This is a genomic window from Actinosynnema sp. NPDC004786 (assembly GCF_053601135.1).
In genome coordinates this window covers 171,934-188,690 of the sequence record NZ_JBSGBG010000005.1, presented here as the reverse complement: position 1 = coordinate 188,690, position 16,757 = coordinate 171,934, and the positions used below count along the sequence as shown (strand labels likewise).

The following is a 16,757-nucleotide window of genomic DNA, read 5'->3' as shown; positions in this document are numbered from 1 at the left end:
GTTCGAGTGAATCTTGAGACCTGGCTACGACGTCCAGCGCCAGACCGACGGCGGCCGGCCGCCCTTCGGCTGCGCGGCGGCGTGCTGCGCGGTGCGTTCGAGGCCGGGCACCCGTTCCATGGTGCGGCCGAGGTTGGCGGGGTAGGGGCGGTCGCCGGTCAGGGACTCGGTGACGTCGAGGGCCTGGGCGGTGGTGAACTCGCGGCCGAGCAGGCCGGCGGTGAAGGCGGGGTCGCGCCACAGGTGCGCGGCGAGCAGGGGGCGGCAGTCGCGGACGATGCGGTTGTGGTCGAAGGCCAGCGGCGGCACGTCGGTCAACGGGGTCCAGACGGGGCCGTCGCCGGACAGCCCGGCCGGGTCGACGGTGGCCCACAGGGCGATCGACAGCGTCGGTCCGCGCGGGTCGCGGGACGGTTCGTCGAAGGTGGTGAGCTGGCCGGAGGCGGAGATCGCCCGTTCGGGCACGCCGAGCTTGCCGGTGACCGCGCGCCGGGCCGCGTCGCGCAGGCGTTCGCCCTTGCCCAGCAGCACGCCGGGCAGGGCGAGGACGCCCGCGAACGGGTCGAGCGCGCGGGGCGCGATGCCGAGCAGGACGGCGCGTGCGGTCGGGTCGAAGCGCAGCGCCAGCACGTCCACCGACACCAGGGTCGACTCGATCATGGTCGGGATTGTCCCGCACTCATCGCGGGGCCGGTGCGCGCACCGCGTAGTCGGCCCGGTCGGGTCCGGCGCCGGTGACGAGGACGGGCACGCCGAGGTGGTTCTCGAGCCAGGTCAGGGGGTCGGGCAGGGCGGTGAGGAGGGGTGTGCGGTGGGTCAGGAACGCGGTGAGGTCGGCGGCGGGGTCGGTGGGCAGGGGCGTGTCGTAGGCGGTGGCGACCTTGAGGTCGGGCGCGTCGAGGTGGGTGACGGCGAGGGCGTCGATGCCGCCGCAGGCGTCCACGGCGTAGCGCAGGAGCACGGCGTCGAGGTGCCCGGCGCGCCAGGAGCCCTGGTAGTGGCCGGTGTCGTTGTGGCGTTCGGGGAACCGGGCGAGGACGTCGTGGTCCTCGGTGGGGAAGGGACCGGCGCCGTGGCGGGTCTGGTAGGTGCGGGTCACGCCGATCACGGTGGCGTGGCGGCGCCCGAGGAGGGCGCGGGCGTTGTCGGGGGTGACGGTGGACCAGGTGGTGTGGGGGTGGAACCCGCGCCACTGGTCGAGCAGGACGCCCTGGGCCCCTTCGAAGACGAGGGGGCCGCGGTCAGCGAGCCGGCCGACCTCGTCGCCGGTGGTGACGCGGACCGCGCCGGCGAAGTCGCGGTAGAGGGCCACGAGGTCGTCCACGGCGAAGCCGTCGCCGGTCAGGGGCGCGTAGAAGCGGGCGAGGGCGTCGAGCTTGGCGCGCAGCGCGGTGGGGTGGGCGCAGTCGCCGACGGTGGGCGGCGGGCCGGGCACGCCGAGGACCTCCTGGCCCTCGACCACCTGGCCGGGCGCCGCGCCGCGGTCGGCGAGGAGCCCGTACCAGGTGGTCTCGCCGATGCCCTTGCCGCAGGAGCCGTGGCGGGCGTGGCCGCGGGCGTCTTCGCGGGCGCGGTTGGCGGCGACGTGGATGGGGGTGGTGAGCAGGGCGTCGGCGTCGATGGACAGCAGTCGCAGGGGGTCGGCGACGCCGAGGTCGGCCAGTGCGCGGGACTCGGCGGCGAGGGCGATCGGTTCGACCAGGACGTGCCGGGAGAGGTGGGTCGGCACGCCCGAGAGCGTGCCGGACCCGAACTGGCTGAAGGTGTGGTGCCGGTGGCCGACGACCACGTTGTGGGCGGCTTGCGCGCCGCCGTTGAACCGGATCACCGAGGTGACGGGGCGGTCGTGGCAGAGCGCGTCGACCACGGCCCCTTTCCCTTCGTCGCCGAAGCCGAGGCCGACGACGATGACGTGCCCGTCCATCACGTGAGGACCACGTCGTCGGGGCCGTCGAGCAGCGGGGGAGTGGCGGTGGTGGCGACGGTCTTGCCGCCGACGTGGACGAGCGCCTTGCCGACCGCCTCGCTTTCGGCGGCCGAGCCGATCTCGGCGAGGTCGACCATGGCCTGGTCGAGGTCGACGACGCGTTCCTCCAGGCCGATGGTGGCGGCGATGAGTTCGCAGACGGCGGCCGGGTCGTCGAGCTTGAGGAAGTTCTGGCCGAGCAGGTCGCGCCAGTGGTCGGCGATGGCGGGGTCGCGGTAGTAGGACGACTGGTTGGGCAGGATGAAGTAGACGTGCCACTTGCGGGCGAGTTCGCGGTACACCGAGGCGGGGTCGATGTCCTGGTTGACGTCGTCGCCGATGACGCGGCGGATGTGCCGGGCTTCGAGGCGGGGCTTGTTCAGCTCGTCGCCGATGAGGAAGAGGTAGCCCTTGCGGCCGCGCTTCTGCCAGGCGTCGGTGACGACGTGGCGGGCCATGAAGTAGGCGGCCAGCTCGTAGGACTCGCTCTTCTGGCCGCCGCCGTTGCCCTCGAGGAAGATGGTGCGCAGTTGCTCGTCCATGCGGTTGTCGGATTCGAACTGGCCGACCTGGAGGGGCACGCGGTCGCTGTCGGCGTCGCCGATGCCGCCGAACAGGACCTGGGGGTCGGCGAGGTAGCCCTTGCGCTGGAGCAGGCCGTGCAGCTTGCCGAGCTTGCGCTGCATGATCTGGGGCACGCGGCCCATCGAGCCGGTGACGTCGAAGAGGACGGCGATGGGGGTCGAGTCGGCGTGGTCGGGTGAGTCGCGGCACTCGCGTGCCACGACGCCCTTGGGGTCGAGGGTGGGGTCGGCCTTCCACTCCTTGGCGGGGCGCGATCGCAGGGCGGCGGTGTAGCCGAAGTCGTCGATGCCCTTGGCGGCGCGGAAGGTGCGGGCGGCCGCGTAGGCGTTGTCGTCCCACTTGCCGTGTCCCATGTCAGGCTCCTGTTCCGGGGAGGGCGAACGGGCGGAAGGTCCGTGCGCCGTAGAGGTTTTCCAGCAGGTCGTCGTATTCGGTGAGCAGGTCGACGGCGTCGGGCCGGCGGTCCGGGTCGTCCTGCGTGCAGCCGCGGGCGAACGTGCGTTGCGCGGTTTCGCGGTCCGCCAGGAGGTCCAGCATCAGCGTGTGTGCCATGTGGACGTCGGTGGCGGGGGTGACGGGTCGTCCGTCGTGGACTTCCGGTGGGTAGGGGATGGTCTTGTCGGTGGCGAGGAGGCGTTCGCCGGCGTTGACCGCGAACGTCCAGCCGATCAGGACGATGCCGTGTTGTTCGGGGTGCACCAGGACGTTGTCGGCGACGATCGCGCCGTGCACCAGGCCGGTGCGGTGTGCGCCGGCGATGGCGCGCAGGAGCCTGCGGTGCATCCAGGCGTAGTCGCGGCCGTCGAGGCCGTCCGGGTAGGCGCGGCGCACGTCGGCGAGGGTGACGAACCCGTCGATCAGGGGTTCCAGGACGGTGAAGGCGCGGGAGCCGCGGGCCACGTCGCCGGAGGTGTCGACGGGGTGCGGGTAGTAGGGGCGCAGCCAGCGGTGCTCGTCGGTGAAGCGGGCGAGTCGGCGCAGGGCGTCCCACTCGGCGTGCAGGAGGGGGTTGAGGGCGGGGTTGCGGACGACCTTGACCACGTGGGGGCCGTCGGTGCGGTAGAGGGTGGCGACGCTGCCGACGGCGTGGCGGTCGGTGAGCCGGTAGGCGGCGCGGTCGGTGCGGAGCACGACCGGCGGTGTGCCGCGCCGCCACTCGTGGTGGAGCCGGGTCAGCTCGGCCGACGCGGCGTGCGCCCTGGTGTCGGCGGGGCCGACCCGGTCGGGGTGCAGGACGGCGGCGAGGGCGCGGTAGAGGCGGTGCGCCTCCTGGCTGCGGGCCGGGTCGAACGGGCCGAACAGGTCGGCGGCCGAGTCGGCCCGTTCGACGCGGTCGAGCGCTTCGTCCCTGGTGAACATAGTTTGAGTCTATACGACTCAAACCGATGGCGCAGTGTGGTGCCGATCACCTGGACGGAGCAGTCCCGGCCGGGTTAACCTTGCCGGCGATGTTGTACTTCCTGTGATCATCGGTAGCGCGACCGCGTCGAGCACGGCTCCGCGGCGCGACCTCTCCCCACCCTCCGCACCGATGACTCGGCGTCGCCCGCCGGGAACAGGAGTCTGCCTTGCGCACCGCGCAACTGGCCTTGCACGAAGTCACCAAGAGCTACCACGGCCGGGTCGTGCTCGACTCGGTCTCCCTGACCGTCAAACCCGGCGAGAAGGTCGGCGTGATCGGCGACAACGGGTCCGGCAAGTCCACCCTGCTCGCGATCGTCGCGGGCCGGGTGGCCGCGGACAACGGCGACGTCACCGTGGTCGCGCCCGGCGGGATCGGGTACCTGGCCCAGACGCTCGACCTGCCGCCGCACGCCACCGTGGCCGACGCCGTGGACCTGGCGCTGGCCGACCTGCGCGACCTGGAGGCCCGGATGCGCCGGGCGGAGGCCGCGCTGGCCGGTCCCGACGCCGACCCTGGGCACTACGCGGCGCTGGTCGAGCGGTTCGAGGCGCGGGGCGGCTACGACGCCGACACCCGGGTCGACGTGGCCCTGCACGCGCTGGGCCTGCCCGGCCTGGACCGGGGCCGGCCGCTGGGCGCGCTGTCCGGCGGCGAGCGGTCCCGCCTCGCCCTCGCGGCGACGCTGGCCTCCGCGCCGGAACTGCTGCTGCTGGACGAGCCGACCAACGACCTGGACGACCAGGCCGTGGCGTGGCTGGAACAGCACCTGGTCCGCCACACCGGGACCGTCGTCGCGATCACCCACGACCGGGCGTTCCTGGACCGGGTGACCTCGACCATCGTCGAGGTCGAGGAGGGCCGCGCGAGCCGGTTCGGCGACGGCTACGACGGCTACCTGGCCGCCAAGGCCGCGCAACGGGCGCGGCGGCAGCGCGAGCACGAGGAGTGGCGGGCCGAGCTGGCCCGCCAGGAGCGGCTGCTGTCCTCGGCCGCCCGGCGGTTGGGCGAGATCCCCCGGAAGATGGAGAAGGCCGTGTTCGGCGCCGGTCAGTTCCGCGCCAGGGGGCGCGTCCACGGCGCGATGAGCCGCATCCGCAACGCCAAGGAACGCCGCGCGCGGCTGGTCGGGAACCCGGTGGGCCCGCCGCCGGAGCCGCTGCGGTTCTCCGCGCGGCTCGACGGCGGGGCGACGGACGGGGAGTGGGCGGCCGAGCTGTCGGACGTGCGGGTCGGCGACCGGCTCCGGGTGCCGCGCCTGACCGTGCGGCCGGGAGAGCGGCTGCTCGTCACCGGCCCCAACGGGGCGGGCAAGACCACGCTGCTGCGCGTGCTCGGCGGTGAGCTGCGCCCGGACGCCGGCACGGTCGACGTGCCCGGTCGGGTCGGCCACCTGCGGCAGGAGGAGCCGCCGTGGCGGCCGGGGCTGACGGTCCTGGAGGCGTTCGCCGAGGGCCTGCCCGGTCACCCCGACGAGCACGCCGACGCGCTGCTGGCCCTGGGACTCTTCGACCGCCGCGACCTGCGCACCCGGGTCGGCGAGCTGTCCTACGGCCAGCGGCGGCGCGCCGAGCTGGCCCGGCTGGTCACCCGGCCGGTGGACCTGCTGCTGCTGGACGAGCCGACCAACCACCTGTCGCCGGGACTGGTGGAGGACCTGGACCGGGCGCTGGCCGACTACCGGGGCGCGCTCGTCGTGGTGACGCACGACCGACGCGCCCGCGCCGGGTTCACCGGCACGCGCCTGCGCCTGGAGCGCGGCCGGGTGGCGTGATCGACCCGCGGTGGCGCGGCCGGTCGACGCAGGGGTCGGCGGACGGCGATCCGCTTGGCGCGGTCGGCGCAGGGTTGTCGGGCAGGGGTGTTGAGCGGGTTGTCCGGCGGGGGTGTCGGCGCGGGGCGATCGGTCCGACCCGTGGGAGGCGCGACGGCCGGGTGGACACGCGGTCGTCCCGGCCCCCATGATTCGCTGCGGAACGAACCACCTGGGGGTACACGCGCATGGCTTCGCCGTTGGACAACCCGGTCTGGGCGTCGCTGACCGGACCGCACGCCCACTTCGCCCAGCGGCACGGGCAGGTGCTGCGCTACCCGCCGGACGTGAGCGCGTTCACGGCCCTGCCCGACCGGCCGGACGAGCGGGTCTGGTCCGACCTCGCCGCGCTGGCCGGCCCCGGCTCGACGGTGCCGATCACCTCGCCGCACACCCCGCCCGCCGGGTGGGAGGTGGAGCGCTTCCACGCCGTGCAGCTGGTGGACGAGGGGCTGCGCGTGGCCGAGGACGCCGAGGCGGTCCGGCTCGGCCCGGCGGACGTGCCGGAGATGCTGGCGCTGGTCGAACGCACCCGGCCGGGTCCGTTCCTGCCGCGCACCGTGGAGATGGGCGTCTACCTCGGCATCCGCCGCGACGGCGCGCTGGTCGCCATGGCGGGCGAACGCCTGCACCCGCCCGGGTGGACCGAGATCAGCGCCGTGTGCACCGACGAGGCGCACCGGGGCCAGGGCCTGGCCACCCGCCTGGTCCGGGCCGTCGCCGCCGGGATCAGGGCACGCGGCGAGCAACCGATGATGCACGCCACCGCGTCGAACACCACCGCGATCCGGCTCTACGAGTCTCTCGGCTTCCGGATCCGCAAGCACGTCGACATCGTCGTGCTGCGCATCCCCGCCGACGTGGCCGCGGCCGACCCGACCGACACCGACCCCGCCGCAGCCGTCGTGCGCTCCTGACCCCGCCGCCGCGCGCCTCCCCCGACGCGACCGTCCACATCGGACTCCACCGCCGGTCGCCCGTCGTCCGTGTGCGACGCGGCACGTCGGATGGTGAACTAGGCGTGACGTCCGACGACCCGGGTGAGGATGGCTGATGACTCTCGACCAGACCCGCACGACCCCGACGACGACCCCGACGACGGCCCCGTGGTGGACCTCCGCCGTGGTGTACCAGGTCTACCCGCGCAGCTTCGCCGACTCCAACGGCGACGGCGTGGGCGACCTGGCGGGGCTCGCGTCGCGGCTGGACCACCTGGAGCGGCTGGGGGTGGACGTGATCTGGTTGTCGCCGGTGTACGCCTCGCCGCACGCGGACAACGGCTACGACATCTCCGACTACCAGGCGATCGACCCGGTGTTCGGCACGTTGGAGGACTTCGACGCGCTCTTGGCGCAGGTGCACGCCCGCGGCATGAAGCTGGTGATGGACCTGGTGGTCAACCACACCTCCGACGAGCACCCGTGGTTCGTCGAGTCGCGCTCGTCCAAGGACAACCCGAAGCGGGACTGGTACTGGTGGCGTCCGCCGCGCGAGGGGTTCGAGGCCGGGCAGCCGGGCGCGGAACCCACCAACTGGGAGTCCTTCTTCTCCGGCCCGGCATGGGAGCTGGACGAGGCGACGGGGGAGTACTACCTGCACCTGTTCGACCGCAAGCAGCCGGACCTGAACTGGGAGAACCCCGAGGTCCGCCAGGCGGTGTACGCGATGATGCGGTGGTGGCTGGACCGGGGCGTGGACGGGTTCCGGATGGACGTCATCAACCTGATCTCCAAGGACCCCGACCTGCCCGACGGCGCGACCACCGGCGTCGGCGGGCTCGGCGACGGCTTCCCCCACGTGGCCACCCGGCCCGGTGTGCACGACTTCCTGCGCGAGATGAACCGCGAGGTGTTCGAGGGCCGGTCGGGCGAGTACCTGACCGTGGGCGAGATGCCGGGCGTGACCTGGGAGCAGGCCCGGCTGTTCACCGACCCGGCCCGCCGCGAGCTGGACATGGTGTTCCAGTTCGAGCACGTCTGGCTCGACCACGGCCCCGGCGGCAAGTTCGACCCGAAGCCGCTGGACCTGCGCGACCTCAAGGCGTCGCTGGGCCGGTGGCAGACGGCGCTCGGTGACGTCGGCTGGAACAGCCTGTACTGGAACAACCACGACCAGCCCCGCGTCGTCTCCCGCTACGGCGACGACGGCAAGTACTGGCGCGAGTCGGCCACCGCGCTGGCCACCGTGCTGCACCTGCACCGCGGCACCCCGTACGTCTACCAGGGCGAAGAGCTGGGCATGACCAACGCCCCGTTCGCCGGCGTGCACGAGATGCGCGACGTCGAGTCGCTCAACCACTACCGCCAGGCCGTGGCCGCCGGCGCGGACCCGGAGACCGTGCTGCGCGGCCTGCGCGCGATGGGCCGCGACAACGCCCGCACCCCCGTGCAGTGGGACGCGAGCCCCAACGCCGGGTTCACCGCGGGCGAGCCGTGGCTGGCGGTCAACCCCAACCACGCCTGGCTCAACGCCGAAGCGCAGTACGACGACCCGAAGTCCGTCTTCAACCACTACCGGCGGCTGATCGAGCTGCGCCACGCGCTGCCGGTGGTGGCCCTGGGCGACTTCCGGATGCTCCTGGCCGACCACCCCCACGTCTACGCCTACGAACGCACCCTGGACGACGACCGCCTGCTCGTCGTGGCCAACCTGAGCGGAACGCCGCAGAGCGTCGGGCTGGAACCCGGCTGGACCGCCGCCGACGTCGTGCTGGCCAACACCGAGGACGTCCTGGTCTCACCCGGCCGGGTGGACCTGCGGCCCTGGGAGGCGCTGGTGTTCAAAGGGGCGGTCAAGGACTCGCCGAAGCACTCCTGACCGCCGTCGGCGACGCGCGGGGCCGTACCCCTCGCCGAACGGGCTGTCGGCCCGGCCATCGGCCGGCAGCCCGTCGTCGGCACGAGCGAAGCGGCACACCCGGCCGGCCACGGGGCGACCCCCGACGCGGGGGCACACCAATCCGGGCGCGGTGTCCGCATTGTCGCCGGCGGCGCGTCGCTGAACGGCACGACAACGCGTTCCCGTGGTCGCCGCGAATAATCCTCGCGCGATCCCCCGGAAGTACATCCGCGGTGGAATAGTACCCCTCAAATGGGGTGCTCACCGGACGGCGGCATCGCCGCCCCCGGGTTCACCGAAGTGGGTGGCGACGCCGGGGGAACGGCAACTTCGTTGCTTTAACGTGCGACTTGTTCCACGTAGGGAACCGCGCCGCCGGCGAGTCCCCCGGCGGCTGCCGCTTTCACGAGCGACGCGCGGTGGCGGGCCGGGTCGGGGTCGTCCAGTTCCAGTCCGGCCCCGACGAACAGCAGCACCGCATGGCGCGAGCGGGCCGCCCAACCCCACACGCCGGGACGTTCCACGGCGGCGTGGTCGAGCAGCGGGGCGCGGTGCGGCCAGCGCAGGGTGAGCCCGTCGCCGCCCGCCTCGACCGTCCAACCTCGGGTAACGGGCAGCACGACGTCGTCGATGTCGTTGACGAGGCTCAGTCCCCTGGCGGCCAAGGCGGCGGGCAGGGGGACCGGGAGGCTGGTCCGGCAGTCCAGCAGCAGCACGGCGATGCGATTGTCGCCGTGGCCGCGCACGGCGGCGCGGACGTGGAGGCGTGCTTCGGCGCTCATGGTCGACCTTTCTGTCGGATTCGCGCCGCGTCTTCCAGCGTAGTGACCCCGGAGGTCTCGTTTCCTCCCCGGTTCGAGTGAATTCATGGTAAACGCGCAAAGGCTTCGTCCGGTTCCGGCAAATGCCCGTAAATGAGACGGTAAAGCGACCGTTACGTGTGTGACGCGCATCACATTAAGTTGTAATGGGTTCGACACGCGCAGTTACATGAATTTATTCGCGCCGATCCGAACGGCACCTCCCGAGAAAGGAACGACCGTATGCGCGCGGTATTCCACCGCGCCGGGGACGAGAGCCCCGCGCGTGGTCCCGCCGGCGGCGTGCTGCTGGCCACCAGCCGGTTCCTGACGCGGGCCCCCGTCTCCGACGACCTCCGGGCCGCCTTCCACCGCGGCGGCCGCGAGGGGGACGCGTTCTACCGGGACCGGTGGAGCCACGACAAGGTCGTGCCGTCCACGCACGGCGTCAACTGCACCGGGTCGTGCCGGTGGCAGGTCTTCGTCAAGGACGGCATCATCACCTGGGAGACCCAGGACACCGACTACCCGTCCACCGGTCCCGACCGCCCCGAGTACGAGCCCCGCGGCTGCCCGCGCGGGGCCTCCTTCTCCTGGTACACCTACTCGCCGCTGCGGGTGCGCTACCCGTACGCGCGCGGCGTGCTCGTGGAGATGTACCGCGAGGCCCGCAGGCGGCACGACGACCCGGTGGCCGCCTGGGCGTCCGTCGTGGACGACCCGGTCAAGCGCCGCGCCTACCAGCGCGCCCGCGGCAAGGGCGGCCTGGTCCGCGTCTCGTGGGACGAGGCGGTGGAGATGGTCGCGGCCGCGCACGTGCACACGATCAAGGCCCACGGCCCCGACCGGATCGCGGGGTTCTCGCCCATCCCCGCCATGTCGATGGTCTCCCACGCGGTCGGTTCGCGGTTCATGGCGCTCATCGGCGCGCCGATGCTGTCGTTCTACGACTGGTACGCCGACCTGCCGCCCGCCTCGCCGCAGGTGTTCGGCGACCAGACCGACGTGCCGGAGTCCGCCGACTGGTGGGACGCGGCCTACCTGGTGCTGTGGGGCTCCAACGTGCCGGTGACCCGCACCCCGGACGCGCACTTCATGACCGAGGCCCGCTACCGCGGGCAGAAGGTCGTGGTGTGCTCCCCGGACTACTCCGACGCCACCAAGTTCGCCGACGAGTGGCTCGCCCCGCACCCCGGCACGGACGCGGCGCTGGCCGTCGCCATGGGGCACGTGGTGCTGCGCGACTGCTTCGTCGAACGGGAGGTGCCGTTCTTCGCCGACTACGTCCGGCGCTTCACCGACCTGCCGTTCCTGGTCACCGTGGAGGAGCGCGACGGAGGCCTGGTGCCGGGCAAGTTCCTCACCGCCGCCGACCTGGGCGACACCTCGCCGGGCGCGCGGTGGAAGACCGTGGTGCTGGACGCCGACCGCGACGAGCCGGTCGTGCCCAACGGGTCGCTGGGCTTCCGGTGGGCCGACGAACCCGGCCGGTGGAACCTCGACCTGCACGGCGTCACGCCCGCGCTGACCGTGCGAGGCGGACCGGACGGCGCGGTCGAGGTGCTGCTGCCCCGCTTCGACGCGCCCGACGGGCAGGCCGGCGCGATCACCCGGGGCGTCCCCGTGCGGCGGGTCGCGGGCCGCCTCGTCACCACCGTGTTCGACCTGCTGCTCGCGCAGTACGGCGTGGGCCGCCCCGGCCTGCCCGGCGACTGGCCCACCGGGTACGACGACGCCGACGCCCCCGGCACCCCCGCGTGGGCGGAGCGGCTGACCGGCGTGCCCGCGGCCCGGACCACGCGCATCGCCCGCGAGTTCGCCGACACCGCGGTGCGCTCGAAGGGCCGCTGCATGATCGTCATGGGGGCGGGCACGAACCACTGGTTCCACTCCGACCTCGTCTACCGGTCGTTCCTCACCCTGCTGCTGCTCACCGGCTGCCAGGGCCGCAACGGCGGCGGCTGGGCGCACTACGTCGGCCAGGAGAAGGTGCGCCCGCTCACCGGCTGGGCCACCCTCGCGGGCGCGCTGGACTGGCACCGGCCGCCGCGCCAGATGATCGGCACCGGCTACTGGTACACCCACACCGACCAGTGGCGCTACGACCGGCTCACCGCCGACGGCCTGACCTGGCCGGGCGCGAAGGGCTCCCTCGCGGGCCGCACGGTCGCCGACTGCCTCTCGACCTCCGCCCGGCTGGGCTGGATGCCGTCCTACCCGACCTTCGACCGCAACCCGCTCGACCTGTGCGACGAGGCCGAGGCCGCCGGCCAGGACCCGGTCGCGCACGTGGTGGCACGCGTGCGCGCTGGCGAGGTCGGGTTCGCCTGCGAGGACCCCGACGCGCCGGCCAACTGGCCGCGCGTGCTGACCGTGTGGCGGGCGAACCTGCTCGGCTCGTCGGCCAAGGGCAACGAGTACTTCCTCAAGCACCTGCTCGGCGCGGACGGCAACCCCCGCGCCGAGCAGACCCCGCCCGACCAGCGGCCGCGCTCGGTGCGGTGGCGCGACGAGTCCCCCGAGGGCAAGCTCGACCTGCTGCTGGCGCTGGACTTCCGGATGACCAGCACCACCCTGTTCGCGGACGTGACGCTGCCCGCGGCCACCTGGTACGAGAAGCACGACCTGTCCAGCACGGACATGCACCCGTTCGTGCACTCGTTCAACGCCGCCGTGGACCCGCCCTGGCAGGCGCGCACGGACTTCGACGCGTTCCACGCCATCGCCCGCCGGTTCAGCGAACTCGCCGCCACGCACCTGGGCACCCGCCGCGACCTGGTCGCCACCGCGATGCAGCACGACACGCCGGGCGAGACCGCGCAGCCCGGGGGAGTGGTGCACGACTGGCGCGACGGCGACGGCGACCCCGTGCCCGGCCGCACGTTCCCCGTGCTCACCGTGGTGGAACGCGACTACACCGCGGTCGCGGCCAAGCTCGCCGCCCTGGGGCCGCTGGTGGACAAGCTCGGCGTCACCACCAAGGGGTGGACGGCCGAGGTCGGCCCGGAGGTGGCGTGGCTCGCCGAGTCCAACGGCGTCGTGGCCGGCGGACCGGCGGCGGGCAGGCCCGCGTTGGACACCGACCGCAAGGCCGCCGACGCCGTGCTCGCCCTGTCCGGCACCACCAACGGCCGCGTCGCCGACGAGGGCTTCTCGGCCCTGGAGGATCGCGTCGGCGTGCCGCTGCGCCCCCTGGTGGAGCACCACCGGGCGCACCGCGTCACCTTCGCCGACACCCGCTCCCGCCCCGCGTCGGTGGTCACCAGCCCCGAGTGGTCCGGCGACGAGTCCGGCGGCCGCCGCTACGCGCCGTTCACCATCAACGTCGAGCGGCTCAAGCCCTGGCACACGCTCACCGGCCGCCAGCACTTCTTCCTCGACCACGACTGGGTCGCCGAGCTGGGCGAGCAACTGCCGGTGTACCGGCCGCCGCTGGACATGCACCGCCTGTTCGGCGAACCACGCATCGGCCCCCACGGCCCCGAGGTCACCGTCCGGTACCTCACCCCGCACTCGAAGTGGTCCATCCACTCCGAGTACCAGGACAACCCGATCATGCAGACGCTCTCCCGCGGCGGCCCGGCGTTCTGGGTCAGCCCCGCCGACGCCGCGGCCATCGGCGTGCGGGACAACGACTGGGTCGAGGCCGTCAACCGCAACGGCGTCGTCGTCGGTCGGGCGATCGTGTCGCACCGGATGCCCACCGGCACCGTGTTCCTCTACCACGCGCAGGAGCGCACGGTGAACGTGCCCAAGAGCGAGACGACCGGCAGGCGCGGCGGCATCCACAACTCCCTGACCCGGCTCCAGATCAAGCCGACCCACCTGGTCGGCGGGTACGGGCAGCTCTCCTTCGCGCTCAACTACTACGGGCCGACCGGCAACCAGCGCGACGAGGTCACCGTGCTGCGCCGGCGCGCCCAGGAGGTGACGTACTGATGCGCGTCATGGCGCAGCTGGCCATGGTCATGAACCTGGACAAGTGCATCGGGTGCCACACCTGCTCGGTCACCTGCAAGCAGACGTGGACCAACCGCGAGGGCGTGGAGTACGCCTGGTTCAACAACGTCGAGACCAAGCCCGGCCAGGGCTACCCGCGCCGCCACGAGGACCAGGGCCGCTGGCGCGGCGGGTGGAAGCTGCGGCGCGGCAAGCTGGTGCCCGCCGCGGGCGGCCGGGTGCGCCGGCTGCTGTCGCTGTTCGCCAACCCCGACCTGCCGCACCTGGACGACTACTACCAGCCCTGGACCTACGACTACCGCACCCTCACCGACGCGCCGCTGGGCGACGACACCCCGGTCGCCCGGCCGGTGTCCGCGATCACCGGCGCGCCGGCCGCCGTCACCTGGGGCCCCAACTGGGACGACAGCCTGGGCGGCGCGCCCGAGCTGGCCCCCGCCGACCCGGTGGTGCAGCGGCTGGGCCGCGAGATCCGCTTCGACTACGAGCAGTCGTTCATGTTCTACCTGCCGCGGATCTGCGAGCACTGCCTCAACCCCACCTGCGTGGCGTCCTGCCCGTCCGGCGCGATGTACAAGCGCTCCGAGGACGGCATCGTGCTCGTGGACCAGGACCGGTGCCGGGGCTGGCGGATGTGCGTGTCCGGCTGCCCGTACAAGAAGGTGTACTTCAACCACAAGACCGGCAAGGCCGAGAAGTGCACGTTCTGCTACCCGCGGCTGGAGGTCGGCCTGCCGACCGTGTGCGCGGAGACCTGCGTCGGCCGGCTGCGCTACATCGGCGTGCTGCTCTACGACGCCGACCGGGTCGGCGCCGCCGCGAGCACCCCCGACGAGAAACGGCTCTACCAGGCGCAGCTCGACGTGTTCCTCGACCCGCACGACCCCGCCGTCGTGCGCGCCGCCGAGCAGTCGGGCATCGCCCACGAGTGGATCGCCGCGGCGCAGCGCTCCCCGGTGCACGAGCTGATCTGCCGCTACCGCGTCGCGTTGCCGCTGCACCCGGAGTACCGGACCATGCCGATGGTCTGGTACGTGCCGCCGCTGTCGCCGGTGGTCGACGCGCTCGCCGGCACCGGCTTCGACGGCGAGTCCGCGGACAACCTGTTCGGCGCGATCGACACCCTGCGCATCCCGCTCGACTACCTCGCCGAGCTGTTCACCGCGGGCGACCCCGAACCGGTGCGGATGGCGTTGCGCAGGCTCGCCGCCATGCGGGCGCACATGCGCTCGGTCAACCTCGGCGAGCCGACCGACCCGGCCGGGCCGCGCCGCGTCGGCATGGACGGCGACTCCGTCGAGTCGATGTACCGGCTGCTGGCCGTGGCCAAGTACGAGGACCGGTACGTGATCCCGACCGCCGCGGTCGGCCAGGCGCACGACCTGGAGGGCATCGCCACCACGTGCAGCCTGGACACCGACGGCGGCCCGGGCATGAGCGACCGGCGGACCGACCTGTTCGTCTGGCGCGACGGCGAACGCCCCGCCGGCCTGTTCCCGACCCTGGACCGGGAGCGGCCGTGAACGACGCGACCAGGGTGCGGCACCAGGTGGCGTCGTACTGCCTGCACTACCCGGACGACGTGCTGCGCGAGCGGATGCCGCTGCTGCGGGCGTGCCTGGCCGAGACGCCCGACCCCGGCCTGGCCGTGCTGCTCGACCACCTCGACCGCACCCCGCCCGTCGAGGCCGCCCGCCACTACGTCGAGGTGTTCGACACCAACGCCGACCGCAGCCTGCACCTGACCTGGTACACCGACGGCGACACCCGCCGGCGCGGCGGCTCGCTGGCCGCGCTCAAGCAGGAGTACCGCCGCCACGGCTACCTGCCCGCCGACGGCGAGCTGCCCGACTACCTGCCCGTGCTGCTGGAGTTCGCCGCCCTCACCGGCGAGCTGCGGCCGCTGGCCGGGTACCGGCCGGCGCTGGAACTGCTGCACCGCAACCTGCGCGACCTCGGCACGCCCTACGCCGCCGCCGTGGCGGCCGTGCTGGCCACCGTGCCGGTCCGCGAGGACGCCCGTCCCGTCGCCGCCGATCCGCCGGTCGAACGGGTCGGGCTCGAACCCGTCCTGCTCGGCTACCCGACCCGACCACCGGAGTCGACCCGATGACCCTCGACCTGCTGCTGTGGGCGGTGCTGCCCTACGTCACGATCACCGTGTTCGCGGGCGGCCTCGCGTGGCGCTACCGGCACGACCGGTTCGGCTGGACCACCCGCAGCTCCCAGCTCCACGAGTCCCGGCTGCTGCGGATCGCGAGCCCGCTGTTCCACTTCGGACTCCTGTTCGTGCTCGCGGGCCACGTCGGCGGCCTGCTCGTGCCCGCGTCGGTGACCCGGTGGCTCGGCGTGCACGACGAGCAGTACCACCTGGTGTCGCTCGTCGCGGGCGGCCTGGCCGGCGCGGCCGCCGTGCTCGGGCTCGGCGCCCTGCTGTACCGCCGGTGGCGCACACCGGCCGTGCGCGCGGCGACCGGCCGCGACGACCGGATCACCTTCCCGGTGCTGGCGGCGGTGCTGCTGCTGGGCATGGCCGCCACCGTGGTCACCAACGGCATGGGCGGCGGCTACGACTACCGCGAGACCGTCTCGCCGTGGGTCCGCGGGGTCCTGCTGCTGCACCCCGACCCCGGCCTGATGCACGACGTGCCGCTGCCGTACCGACTGCACGCGCTCGCCGCGATGGCGTTGTTCGCGCTGTGGCCGTTCAGCCGGCTCGTGCACGCGCTCAGCGTGCCGCTGCACTACCTGGTCCGCCCCTACATCGTCTACCGCAGCCGCGACGACCGCCTGGCCTCCCGCCCCGCGCCGCGCGGCTGGGGCGACCGGTGAACCGGGTCCTGCGGCCCGCCGCCGGGGCCCTGGTGTCCACCCTGGTGATGGCGGCCCTGGCCGTGCTCACCGGCCAACCCCTGCTGTTCCCGTCGCTCGGGCCCACCGCGTACCTGCTGTTCGCCACCCCGACCGCCCCGGCGGCCAGCCCGCGCAACACCGTGGTCGGCCACCTGATCGGCGTGCTGTCGGGCGCGGCGGGGCTGGCCGCGTTCGACCTGTGGCACGCGCCGCCGATCCTCGACCACCTGACCTGGCCGCGCGCCGGAGCCGCCGCGCTCGCCCTGACCTGCACGTGCGGCGGCATGGCCTGGACCCGCCTGCCGCACCCGCCGGCCGGGGCGACCACCCTGATCGTCGCCCTGGGCATGCTGCGCACACCGCTGCACCTGGCGGAGATCCTGCTCGGCGTCGTGCTCCTGCTCGCGGTGGCGGCCCTGGTCAACCGGCTGACCGGCGTGCCCTACCCGCTGTGGCGGCCACGCCCGCCGACCCCGGTCGGCCTCGACGCACCGGTCTCCCGCTGACCCCGGCGCCCGCCTCGCGCGGGCGCCGGTCGCC

At 73.4% G+C, this 16,757-nt stretch carries 13 protein-coding genes; 8 read left to right on the top strand and 5 right to left on the bottom strand.

Features of this window, described 5'->3' with window-relative positions:
- Positions 1 to 24: 24 nt before the first annotated feature.
- Genes ACWEFJ_RS06615 through ACWEFJ_RS06600 form a run of 4 tightly spaced genes read right to left on the bottom strand, consistent with a single transcriptional unit; the run spans position 25 to position 3,910 of the window.
- Entirely contained in the window at positions 25 to 660 is a 636-nt protein-coding gene (locus ACWEFJ_RS06615; RefSeq protein ID WP_378086963.1) for an NUDIX hydrolase, read from the bottom strand.
- A 19-nt stretch (positions 661 to 679) separates the two neighbouring features.
- On the bottom strand, positions 680 to 1,924 hold the full coding sequence (locus ACWEFJ_RS06610) for an adenylosuccinate synthetase (RefSeq protein WP_449713152.1): 1,245 nt from the start codon (positions 1,922 to 1,924) through the stop codon (positions 680 to 682).
- Positions 1,924 to 2,904: a hypothetical protein gene (locus tag ACWEFJ_RS06605; protein WP_378086967.1), complete on the bottom strand. Its 981-nt coding sequence runs from the start codon at positions 2,902 to 2,904 to the stop codon at positions 1,924 to 1,926. Before ACWEFJ_RS06605 ends, ACWEFJ_RS06610 begins: the two co-directional genes overlap by 1 nt.
- Position 2,905: 1 nt before the next feature.
- Entirely contained in the window at positions 2,906 to 3,910 is a 1,005-nt protein-coding gene (locus ACWEFJ_RS06600) for a protein kinase family protein (protein WP_378086969.1), read from the bottom strand.
- 209 nt (positions 3,911 to 4,119) lie between these two features.
- Between ACWEFJ_RS06600 and ACWEFJ_RS06595 the strand changes: the two genes are divergently transcribed.
- The 3 genes from ACWEFJ_RS06595 (at position 4,120) to ACWEFJ_RS06585 (ending at position 8,583) form a co-directional block, all read left to right on the top strand.
- Entirely contained in the window at positions 4,120 to 5,727 is a 1,608-nt protein-coding gene (locus tag ACWEFJ_RS06595; protein WP_449713151.1) for a TlrC/CarA/OleB/SrmB family ABC-F type ribosomal protection protein, read from the top strand.
- Between the two features lie 227 nt (positions 5,728 to 5,954).
- Positions 5,955 to 6,683 carry a GNAT family N-acetyltransferase gene (locus ACWEFJ_RS06590; RefSeq protein ID WP_449713150.1) on the top strand — a complete coding sequence of 243 codons (729 nt, stop codon included), beginning with the start codon at positions 5,955 to 5,957 and terminating at the stop codon, positions 6,681 to 6,683.
- Positions 6,684 to 6,819: 136 nt separating this feature from the next.
- Positions 6,820 to 8,583 (top strand): glycoside hydrolase family 13 protein, encoded by a 1,764-nt coding sequence (locus tag ACWEFJ_RS06585; RefSeq protein ID WP_449713149.1) that lies wholly within the window; start codon positions 6,820 to 6,822, stop codon positions 8,581 to 8,583.
- Between the two features lie 359 nt (positions 8,584 to 8,942).
- On the opposite strand, the gene ACWEFJ_RS06580 is transcribed toward ACWEFJ_RS06585, so the two are convergent.
- Complete coding sequence (locus ACWEFJ_RS06580; protein WP_449713148.1) at positions 8,943 to 9,386, bottom strand: hypothetical protein; 444 nt, start codon at positions 9,384 to 9,386, stop codon at positions 8,943 to 8,945.
- Between the two features lie 261 nt (positions 9,387 to 9,647).
- On the opposite strand from ACWEFJ_RS06580, the gene ACWEFJ_RS06575 reads away from it, so the two are divergent.
- From ACWEFJ_RS06575 to ACWEFJ_RS06555, 5 genes are read left to right on the top strand one after another with little or no spacing between them, the layout of a single operon-like run.
- Positions 9,648 to 13,343: a nitrate reductase subunit alpha gene (locus ACWEFJ_RS06575; protein ID WP_449713147.1), complete on the top strand. Its 3,696-nt coding sequence runs from the start codon at positions 9,648 to 9,650 to the stop codon at positions 13,341 to 13,343.
- Positions 13,343 to 14,887 (top strand): nitrate reductase subunit beta, encoded by a 1,545-nt coding sequence (gene narH / locus ACWEFJ_RS06570; RefSeq protein WP_378086981.1) that lies wholly within the window; start codon positions 13,343 to 13,345, stop codon positions 14,885 to 14,887. Before ACWEFJ_RS06575 ends, narH begins: the two co-directional genes overlap by 1 nt.
- A complete protein-coding gene (gene narJ / locus ACWEFJ_RS06565) occupies positions 14,884 to 15,477 on the top strand; it encodes a nitrate reductase molybdenum cofactor assembly chaperone (protein WP_378086983.1) in 594 nt (197 codons plus the stop codon). Before narH ends, narJ begins: the two co-directional genes overlap by 4 nt.
- On the top strand, positions 15,474 to 16,196 hold the full coding sequence (gene narI, locus ACWEFJ_RS06560) for a respiratory nitrate reductase subunit gamma (RefSeq protein ID WP_378086985.1): 723 nt from the start codon (positions 15,474 to 15,476) through the stop codon (positions 16,194 to 16,196). The genes narJ and narI overlap by 4 nt, the downstream gene beginning before the upstream one ends.
- Positions 16,193 to 16,723: an HPP family protein gene (locus ACWEFJ_RS06555; protein ID WP_378086987.1), complete on the top strand. Its 531-nt coding sequence runs from the start codon at positions 16,193 to 16,195 to the stop codon at positions 16,721 to 16,723. The genes narI and ACWEFJ_RS06555 overlap by 4 nt, the downstream gene beginning before the upstream one ends.
- Positions 16,724 to 16,757 lie beyond the last annotated feature (34 nt).